The sequence below is a fragment of the Streptomyces colwelliae genome (assembly GCF_048158785.1).
Lineage (GTDB): Bacteria > Actinomycetota > Actinomycetes > Streptomycetales > Streptomycetaceae > Streptomyces.
This window is the reverse complement of the sequence record NZ_JBLTJC010000406.1, coordinates 1-8811: the sequence shown is the minus strand read 5'-3', so window position 1 is coordinate 8811 and position 8811 is coordinate 1. Positions and strand designations below refer to the sequence as shown.

General features: G+C 71.9%; 9 protein-coding genes. 5 read left to right on the top strand and 4 right to left on the bottom strand.

Annotated features, from left to right (window positions below; translation table 11 throughout):
* Window positions 1–848, top strand: an 848-nt coding sequence (locus ACNFOC_RS45675) for an alpha/beta hydrolase family protein (RefSeq protein WP_416964908.1), incomplete at its 5' end; no start/stop codon positions are given.
* On the opposite strand, the gene ACNFOC_RS45670 is transcribed toward ACNFOC_RS45675, so the two are convergent.
* Complete coding sequence (locus ACNFOC_RS45670) at window positions 748–1422, bottom strand: HD domain-containing protein (protein ID WP_416964907.1); 675 nt, start codon at window positions 1420–1422, stop codon at window positions 748–750. The genes ACNFOC_RS45675 and ACNFOC_RS45670 overlap by 101 nt on opposite strands.
* Before the next feature lie 44 nt (window positions 1423–1466).
* Between ACNFOC_RS45670 and ACNFOC_RS45665 the strand changes: the two genes are divergently transcribed.
* Both ACNFOC_RS45665 and ACNFOC_RS45660 read left to right on the top strand, forming a co-directional pair.
* On the top strand, window positions 1467–2147 hold the full coding sequence (locus tag ACNFOC_RS45665; protein WP_416964906.1) for a maleylpyruvate isomerase family mycothiol-dependent enzyme: 681 nt from the start codon (window positions 1467–1469) through the stop codon (window positions 2145–2147).
* Window positions 2148–2247: 100 nt separating this feature from the next.
* Window positions 2248–2940: a copper homeostasis protein CutC gene (locus ACNFOC_RS45660; protein WP_416964905.1), complete on the top strand. Its 693-nt coding sequence runs from the start codon at window positions 2248–2250 to the stop codon at window positions 2938–2940.
* A 28-nt stretch (window positions 2941–2968) separates the two neighbouring features.
* Here the strand turns inward: ACNFOC_RS45660 and ACNFOC_RS45655 are convergent, their stop codons facing one another.
* A complete protein-coding gene (locus tag ACNFOC_RS45655; protein WP_416964904.1) occupies window positions 2969–5020 on the bottom strand; it encodes a HelD family protein in 2052 nt (683 codons plus the stop codon).
* A gap of 255 nt (window positions 5021–5275) precedes the next feature.
* Here ACNFOC_RS45655 and ACNFOC_RS45650 point away from each other — a divergent pair, with 255 nt between their 5' ends.
* Window positions 5276–5464: a hypothetical protein gene (locus tag ACNFOC_RS45650; RefSeq protein ID WP_416964903.1), complete on the top strand. Its 189-nt coding sequence runs from the start codon at window positions 5276–5278 to the stop codon at window positions 5462–5464.
* A 26-nt stretch (window positions 5465–5490) separates the two neighbouring features.
* On the opposite strand, the gene ACNFOC_RS45645 is transcribed toward ACNFOC_RS45650, so the two are convergent.
* Window positions 5491–7134 carry a DNA repair helicase XPB gene (locus tag ACNFOC_RS45645; protein ID WP_416964902.1) on the bottom strand — a complete coding sequence of 548 codons (1644 nt, stop codon included), beginning with the start codon at window positions 7132–7134 and terminating at the stop codon, window positions 5491–5493.
* 111 nt (window positions 7135–7245) lie between these two features.
* Here ACNFOC_RS45645 and ACNFOC_RS45640 point away from each other — a divergent pair, with 111 nt between their 5' ends.
* Complete coding sequence (locus ACNFOC_RS45640; RefSeq protein WP_416964901.1) at window positions 7246–7728, top strand: NUDIX hydrolase; 483 nt, start codon at window positions 7246–7248, stop codon at window positions 7726–7728.
* A 10-nt stretch (window positions 7729–7738) separates the two neighbouring features.
* On the opposite strand, the gene ACNFOC_RS45635 is transcribed toward ACNFOC_RS45640, so the two are convergent.
* On the bottom strand, window positions 7739–8811 hold a 1073-nt coding region (locus ACNFOC_RS45635; RefSeq protein ID WP_416964900.1), incomplete at its 5' end, for a helicase-associated domain-containing protein.

Below are 8811 nucleotides of genomic sequence, written 5' to 3'. Positions count from 1 at the left end.
GCACCACCCACCTCACCCTCACCGCCTCCGACGGCCACCCCCTCACCGCCTACCTCACCCTGCCCCCGGACGCCGCCGCGCCGCCGCCCCTCATCCTCCGTATCCACGGGGGACCTTGGGCCCGCGACCGCTGGCGTCACGACCCCGAGGCGATCTGGCTCGCCGCCGCCGGCATGGCGGTGCTGCGCGTCAACTACCGCGGTTCCAGCGGCTATGGGCGCGCCTTCCGTGATCTGGGAGACGGAGAGTGGGGCGCTCGCATGCAGCGGGATCTCCACGACGCGGTGGACGCCGTGGCCGGGCGGGGACTGTGTGATCAGGACCGGGTCGCCGCGTACGGCGGTTCCTACGGCGGCTACGCGTCCCTGCTCGCCCTCACCGACCCCCGTTTCCGCTGCGCCGTCGCCGTGAACCCGCTCGTCGACCTCGCCTCCTCCGACTGGGCGGACGGCCCCTACTGGCGCCGTATGCGCGCCCTGTGGGACAAGCAGATCGGCTGGAGCCGGTTGCCGACGGGGGAGTTGAGGCATCGTTCGCCGCTGCATCGCGTCACGGACATGCGCGGGCCGGCGTTGGTCGTACGCGGCGCGCACGACCCGCGCGTCGACGCGGCCGGCATCGAGGCGTTCGTACGGGCCAGACGCGCGGCGGGCGGAGAGGTGGAGGAGCTGGTTCTGCCGGACGACGGTCACGCCGTGCGCAGTTCGGCCGGTCAGGAGGCCCTCCGGCGGGCCCTCTCCGCCTTCCTCACCCGGCAGTTGGGCCTGCCGAGGCCAGCAGCTCCAGCTCCGCCGCCAGGTTGTAGCGCGCCGTCGCCTCCCATTCCGCCGCCCCGTACGGCGTCCTGAACAGCCTTGGCAGGGACAGGAGTTGCTGCAAGATCGCCGAACGGCCGTCCCGGAAAGCGTCGTTGGGGACGAAGTGGTACTCCTCGCGGACGGCGGCCGTGTACGCGGCGTACGCCGACGGTGGCGCGGCCAGGATCGCGAGGTCCGCGTCGCACAGGACCTGGCCGTCGCGGTCGTCGTCGGCGGGCGCGTGCGTGACGGTGAGCCGGACCAGCCGCGCGACCTCAGCGGTCCTGTCCTGCGGCACGCCCGCCTCCGCCAGGGCCCGCTCGGCGAGCCGCGCGGACCGTTCCTCGTTCTCGGAGCGGTCCGGGAGGTAGACCGCGTCGTGGAACCAGGCCGCGAGCCGTACGACGTCCGGGTCGTCGGCGTGCTTCTCCAGCACGTCGATGTGGTCGAGGACCGAGGTGAGGTGCGCGAGCGTGTGGTAGTGCCGCTGCGGCTCCTGCCAGCGGGCGAGGAGATTCTCGGCGTACGGCGCGGGGTCGGGACCGCCGTCGGGGGTGCGGGCGGGTGCGCGGGCGCCTTCGAGGGCGTGGGTCCAGCGGGCGCGGAGGGCGTCGAGATCGGCCATGCTCCTTATTTTCCTCCCGCGGCCGTGCCCCTAGCGTGGAACGCATGACTTTCGCCGACACAGCACACGACGTACGCGACCCCGAACTGCCCGGTCTCCTCCTCACCACCGAGCGCGACGCGCTGATCCCGCTCCTGCGTTCCCGCCCCGACGAGGACTTCGCGCTGGCGACCCTCGCGTGTCCGGGGTGGACCGTGCGGGATGTGCTCGCGCACTGTTCGGCCGCGCTGACGCGGGTGGTGGAGCGCCGGTTCGAGGAGGGGGTGTTCTCGCCGGAGGCCAACGACCGGGACATCGCCGAGCGGGCCGACTGGACGAACGCGCGGGTCGTCGACGAACTGGAGCGGGGCATGACCGAGGCGGGCGCGGTGATCGCCCGCGGGAGCGGCGCGCTGGACGCGGTGGCACTCGGCGAGTGGGTGCACGCCGGGGACGTACGGGACGTTCTCGGGGAGCCCGGGGCCTACGGTGGCGCGGGGCTGGGGTCCGCTCTGACCCTTCTCGGCCTTGTGACCCGTCAGAAGAACCACCGGCCTCTGCACGCCGACCTCGACGACCTGGACGATCCGCTGCGGCTGGGCGACCTGTCGGGCGAGCTGACCCCCGCGCGCTACATCGGCGACGCGCCCACGCTCGTACGGCTGTACTCGGGGCGGCCGGTGCCGGATGGCTCGGCGTACGAGCTGGCGGGCGCGACGCCGGAGGAGCTGATCATCTTCGGGTGATGGTGTGACGGGGGTGATCTCGCGGCCCCCTGACCTCCCGCGTACCCTGAGATTGGACTAGACCTGTAGCCGCTCCAGGGAACACGACGGAAGGGGTCCTATGAGCACGCGTGCAGTCCTGGAGGTGATCGCCCTCGGCGCCGAGGACGCGCTCGCCGCCCAGGCCGGAGGCGCGGACCGTCTCGAACTGGTCACCGACATGGCGGCCGACGGACTCACCCCGCCGGTGGAGACCTTCGCCGCGATCCGTGCCGCCGTCGACATCGACCTGCGCGTGATGCTGCGCCTCGCGGACGGCTTCGCCGCGGGGAACGTGGACCGGCTCGTCCGGGTCGCCGGGGAGCTGCGGACCGCCGGCGCCGACCAGTTCGTGCTCGGCTTCCTCGACCCGGACGGCCGCGTCGACCTGGACGCCGTCGAGCGGGTCGTGGCCGAACTGGACGGCTGCGCCTGGACGTTCCACCGCGCGATCGACCGCGCCGCCGACCGCGACGCCCTGCGCAAACAACTCGCGGACCTGCCGGGCCTGGACGCCTACCTCACCGCCGGTTCGCCGGACGGCGTCGACGACGGCCTCCCCACGCTGCTCCGCGAGGCGGCACTGCGCGGGGAACCGGGCTACGAGCAGCGCATCCTGGTCGGCGGCGGCCTGCGCCTCGACCACGTACCGACCCTGCTCGCCGCCGGGGTCGACGCCTTCCACATCGGCGGGGCCGCCCGTCCGGAGGGCTGGGAGCGGCCGGTGTCGGCGACGGCGGTGGGCGAGTGGCGGGCGGTGCTCGACGGAGCGTGAGCCGCGCCCGCTGAACCGGCCTTTCCGCTCAGGCGAGTTGGGACGGCAGCGGGGCCGCGTGCGTGACGATCAGACCGGACACCGCTCGCGTCAGAGCGACGTACAGGCGCCGCAGGCCGGTGCGTTCGTCCGGTTCGCCGTCGACCACGGCCTGCGGCTCGTCGAGGACCACGTAGTCGTACTCCAGACCCTTCGCGAGCGACGCCGGGACCAACGTCAGACGGGTGTCTACGGTCGTCTCCTCACCGGGGTCGATGTAGCCGATGCCCGCCGCCGTCAGCGCCGCCGCCAGTTCGGGGACGCGGGCGTCGGCGGCGATCAGACCCGTCGACCCCTCGTTGCGCAGCAACTCCTCGCAGGCGGCGACCACTTCGGCCGTGCCGGTGGTCTCGCGGAGGTCGAAGAAACCGGGGTTCTCACGGACCGAGGCGACGGGGGTGAGCCCCGGGGCGATGTGGGGGAGGAGCCGGGAGGCGTACGTGATGACATCCGTCGGCACGCGGAAACCGGCCGTCAACTCCTCGATCACACCGTCCGACTTGCCGAGGTGGGCCAGCGCCTCGTCCCAACTTCGCGTCGCCCAGGGCGTGGTGCCCTGCGCCAGGTCGCCCAGGACGGTCGCGGAACCGGTCGTGCAGCGGCGGCCCACGGCCCGGTACTGCATCGGGGAGAGGTCCTGCGCCTCGTCGAGCACGACATGCCCGAGCGAGTGCGTCCGCTGCACGAGGTCGGTCGCCTCGTCGATCAACACGGCATCGGCGGCTGACCACTTGGCGGCCTTGACGCTCCGCACCGCCTTCGCCCAGAGGATCGTCTTCTGCTCGTCCTCGTCGAGGATGCCGTCCGCGTGCACGGCGAGGAAGTCCGCGTCGGTGAGCAGCCGCAGCACGAGCTTCGCGGGCTCGACCGGCGGCCACACGGCTTTGACGGCCGCCTTCACCGCCGCGTTGCGGGCCACGGAGTCCTGCACCCGGTCGTCCGGCGCCTCCCCGGACCGCTCCATCTGCACCAGCACGGCATGCGCGATGCGCTGCGGAAGGGCCTCGCGGGCGGCGCCGTAGCGGATGTCGCGGTCGAGCAACTCCCGCACGATCGCTTCGAGTTCGTACGCCGGGACCCGCCAGCGGCGTGAGCCGCGCACCACCATCACCGGCTCGGTCGGCACGGTGACGTGCGAGTAGATCGCCTTCCTCAGCACCTCGGCCATGCGCGCGTCGCCCTTGATGACGGCGGCCGGTGCCTCGTCGGCGCCCTGTACCTCGACGTGCGCGACCAGGTCGTCCACCGTGCCCTGGCGGACCGTCAACTCGCCCAGCGCGGGCAGCACTTGCTCGATGTAGTGCAGGAAGGACTTGTTCGGCCCGATGACGAGGGTGCCGGTACGGGCGAGCCGCTCACGGTGGGCGTAGAGCAGATAGGCCACCCGGTGCAGGCCGACGGCGGTCTTCCCGGTCCCCGGCCCTCCCTGCACACAGACGGTCCCGCCGAGTCCGGACCGTACGATCTCGTCCTGCTCGGGCTGGATGGTCGCGACGATGTCGCGCATCGGGCCGACGCGGGGCCGCTCGATCTCCTGCTGGAGCAGCTTGCTGGTGGCGGCGGCCTCGGCCGGGTCCATCAGGTGCTCGTCCTCGTACGCCGTGAGGTCGCCGCCCGTGTAACCGAAGCGGCGGCGCAGCGAGACGTCCAGCGGGTCCTTCTTGGACGCCCGGTAGAACGGCTGCGAGACCGGCGCACGCCAGTCGATGACCATCGGGTCGCCCGCGGCGTCGTGCACATGCCGGCGCCCGATGTAGAACTGCTCGCCCGCCGCGCCCTCGGCCCGCTCGACGCCGGGTGCGTGCAGGTAGTTCAGGCGGCCGAAGAACAGCGGGGTGTCGCTCAGGTCGGCCAGCGACTTGATGCGGTCGTCGATCTGGCGGGAGAGGACCGCGGCGTTGACCCAGTTCGCCGTGACGTCCTTGATGTCGAGCGACTCGGCGTCCTCGCGCATGGCGCGCAGCGCGGAACGGGAGGAGGCGAGGTGGGAGCGTTCGCGGGAGAGGGGATCGCCGAGGGGGTCGGCGGCGGGCGTGGACAAGGGAGTGCCTCCGGAGGACCTAAGTGGGATACCGGCCGGTTTCCGTCCGGGCGGTGGCACTCCCTGCGGGGAGGCGGGCAAGAGCGGAGATTCTAGTGACGCGGGCCTGATGAGGGCCAATCGTTTTTCGTCCCCTAGGGGACGACCCCTCCACCCAGGAGGGGAACGGGTCCGCCCGGAGGCGTACACGGGCGGCCCGGAGGTTGGCTCTCTGGACCGATGCCGACCTTATGTCCCAAGACGCACCATGGAGACATGAGCGCAGCAACCCTTCACCCCACCCCCGCCCCCGTCCGCCCGTCCGGTGCCACACCGGTCACCGGCGGTACCCGCCCCCATCGCCTGGGCAATGCCCTCCGCGCCATAAAAGTGTTCGCGGGCGCCGCGTTCAGCGTGGTCGTCCTCGGTGAGTACGGCGAGGAAGCGGGCATACGCCGTAAGTGACCACCGGGGTCACCCACGGCCGGTGCTCAGCTCTCCGCGAGGATCTCGTCCGCGTCCATGATCCGGTACGCGTAGCCCTGCTCCGCCAGGAAGCGCTGGCGGTGGGCGGCGAAGTCCTGGTCGATCGTGTCCCGGGCGACGACCGAGTAGAAGTGGGCCTGGTGACCGTCGGCCTTCGGCCGCAGCACCCGCCCGAGGCGCTGTGCCTCCTCCTGACGCGAGCCGAACGTGCCCGACACCTGGATGGCGACGGTGGCCTCCGGCAGGTCGATGGAGAAGTTGGCGACCTTGGAGACGACGAGCACGCTGATCTCACCCTCGCGGAATGCCCCGAAGAGCTTCTCCCGCTGCGCGTTGGAGGTCTCGCCCTTGATCACGGGCGCGTTCAAGTGCTCGCCCAGCTCGTCGAGTTGGTCGATGTACTGCCCGATGACGAGGATCTGCTGACCCGCGAAGCGCCGGACGATCGCCTCCGTGACCTTCCGCTTCGTGGCGGTGGTCGCACAGAAGCGGTACTTCTCCTCGGCCTCGGCGGTGGCGTACGCGAGCCGCTCGGAGTCCGTGAGATTGACCCGTACCTCGACACAGTCGGCGGGCGCGATGTAGCCCTGCGCCTCGATCTCCTTCCAGGGCGCGTCGAACCGCTTCGGCCCGATGAGGGAGAACACGTCCGACTCCCGGCCGTCCTCGCGCACGAGGGTCGCGGTCAGCCCGAGCCGCCGCCGTGCCTGGAGGTCGGCGGTGAACTTGAAGACGGGCGCGGGCAGCAGGTGCACCTCGTCGTAGAGGATGAGCCCCCAGTCGCGGGAGTCGAAGAGCTCCAGGTGGGGGTAGATGCCCTTCCGCCTGGTGGTCAGCACCTGGTACGTGGCGATGGTGACGGGCCGGATCTCCTTGCGCGTCCCGCTGTACTCGCCGATCTCCTCCTCCGTCAGCGAGGTCCGCTTGATCAGCTCGTGCTTCCACTGCCGGGCGGAGACGGTGTTCGTGACGAGGATCAGCGTGGTCGACTTGGCCTGCGCCATCGCCCCCGCGCCGACGAGGGTCTTGCCGGCACCGCAGGGCAGCACGACGACACCACTGCCACCGTGCCAGAAGTTCTCCACGGCCTGCTTCTGGTAGGGCCGCAGCGCCCACCCGTCCTCGTCCAGCTCGATCGGGTGCGCCTCACCGTCGACGTACCCGGCGAGGTCCTCGGCCGGCCAGCCCAGCTTCAGCAGCACCTGCTTGATCTGCCCGCGCTCGGAGGGGTGCACGGCGACGGTGTCGGGGTCGAGCCGGTTGCCGACGAGCGGGGCGACCCGCTTCGACCGCAGGATCTCCTCCAGCACGGGCCGGTCGGTGGTGGTGAGCACGAGCCCGTGCGCGGGGTGCTTGCTCAGCGTGAGCCTGCCGTAGCGGTCCATGGTCTCGGCGATGTCCACGAGCAGCGCGTGCGGCACGGGATACCGGCTGTACTCCACGAGCGCGTCCACGACCTGCTCGGCGTCGTGCCCGGCGGCCCGCGCGTTCCACAGCCCCAGCGGTGTCACCCGGTACGTGTGGATGTGCTCGGGCGCCCGCTCCAGCTCGGCGAACGGCGCGATGGCGCGCCGGCAGTCGTCGGCTCGCTCGTGATCGACCTCAAGAAGAAGGGTCTTGTCGGACTGGACGATGAGGGGGCCATTCACGCGCGACTGCCTTTCTGCGGGGCTCGCCGGGCCTGGAGGACTCGGGACGGCCAAACGTCCAGTGTGCACTACCGGCCGATGATCACGGCCGGGCTCTGAGAGGGTGAGGCCATGGGCGAACTGGTGGACCGGGTGGACGAACAGGACCGGATAATCGGGACCGTGGACCGGGGCGAGGCCATCGCGCAGCACTGGCTGCACCGCGTCGCGACGACCGTCTGCCGGGACGGGGAGGGCCGCATCCTGGTGCACCGGCGGGCGGCGGACATGTCCCGCTTCCCGGGGCAGTACAACTTCATGGTCGGCGGCGCCGCGGAGGCCGGGGAGTCCTACGAGGAGGCGGCGGCCCGTGAACTCACCGAGGAAATCGGGGTGCGGGTGCCGGTCCGGTTCGCCTTCAAGTACCTGTGCCGGGGCGAGATCAGCCCGTACTGGCTAGGCCTTCATGAAGCGGTGGTCGATGAGGACATCACCCCCGACCCGGACGAGATCGCCTGGCACGCGTGGGTCACGGAGGACGAGTTGCGCGAGATGGCCGGGCGCCCGACATTCGTGGCGGACTCCGTCCACGCGCTGGCCCGCTACCTGAACTGACCCCTGCGCCCTACTCTTCTGCCAGCTCGGCGACCCCCGTCACCCGGTGCAGCGGATACGTCCGCACCTCGTCGGCCGTGTGGTCGTACGCCGTGACGAAGCCGCCCTCCACGCGGATGGGGGCGATGACCCGCTGGCTCGCGGCGCCCTCGGCGTTGACGTAGCCGATCCAGAGGGTGGCGCCGGTGAGGACGGCGGCCTGCACGGTGGCGAGGGTCTCGGCGGAACTGGTGCGGGGGAGTTCGCCGTTCGGGGACGAGGCCGCTGTCGATTTGAGGGGTGTCGTGGAGGCGCGGTCTCCCGCCCTGATCGCGCGGATCGCCGCCGACAGGAGGGTCGTGTCCGGGGTCGGCGGGCCGTCCGGCACCGGTTCCGGCGCCGTGCGCGGCGGGGTGCGGTGGGCGTGGGCGCGGGTGATGACGACATCGCCGTCCGCGGACTCGGCGGCCGGCGCGAAGCCCATCGCGCGCAGCCCGTCGAGAAGCGCCGCCGGGTCGGCCTGCGCCGCCAGCACGGTCGGCGCGAGACGCCGCAGCCGCAGGCCCGCCGACCGCTTGTCCGCCAGGATCTCGCTGAGCACCGCGTCGTCGTCGCAGCGCACGTACGCCGAGGCCGCGCCGATCCGCAGATGCCCGTGCCTGCGGGCCACGTCGTCGATCAGGTAGGCGAGGGGCTGCGGGACCGGCGTACGGGAGTGCGCGGTGAGGAAGTCGTGCAGGTCGGATGCGGAACGCCCCGCGTCCAGCGCGCGGCGCACCGAACCCGGCGTGAAGCGGTAGACCGTCGCCCCGCCCTTCGACTCCACGTCCGCGAGCACGTCCAGCATGTCCGCCAACGGCCGCTCCAACGGACCCGGCGCCACCGCCGTCAGGTCCGCCTGGAGCAGCACATGGTCCAACGGCTCGGGCAGGAGCGGCGCGAGCAGCCAAGGCCGACGCCGTGCGCGAACTGACCGCTCTGGCCACCGAGGCCGGCCTGCCGCTGCGCCGCCGAGGGCGAGGAATGGCGGACATAGATGTCGCCACCTATCTAGTCGTCTGCGGAGCCCGTCGCGGAGCGCCGACCAGGGCAGCGCGACGATCC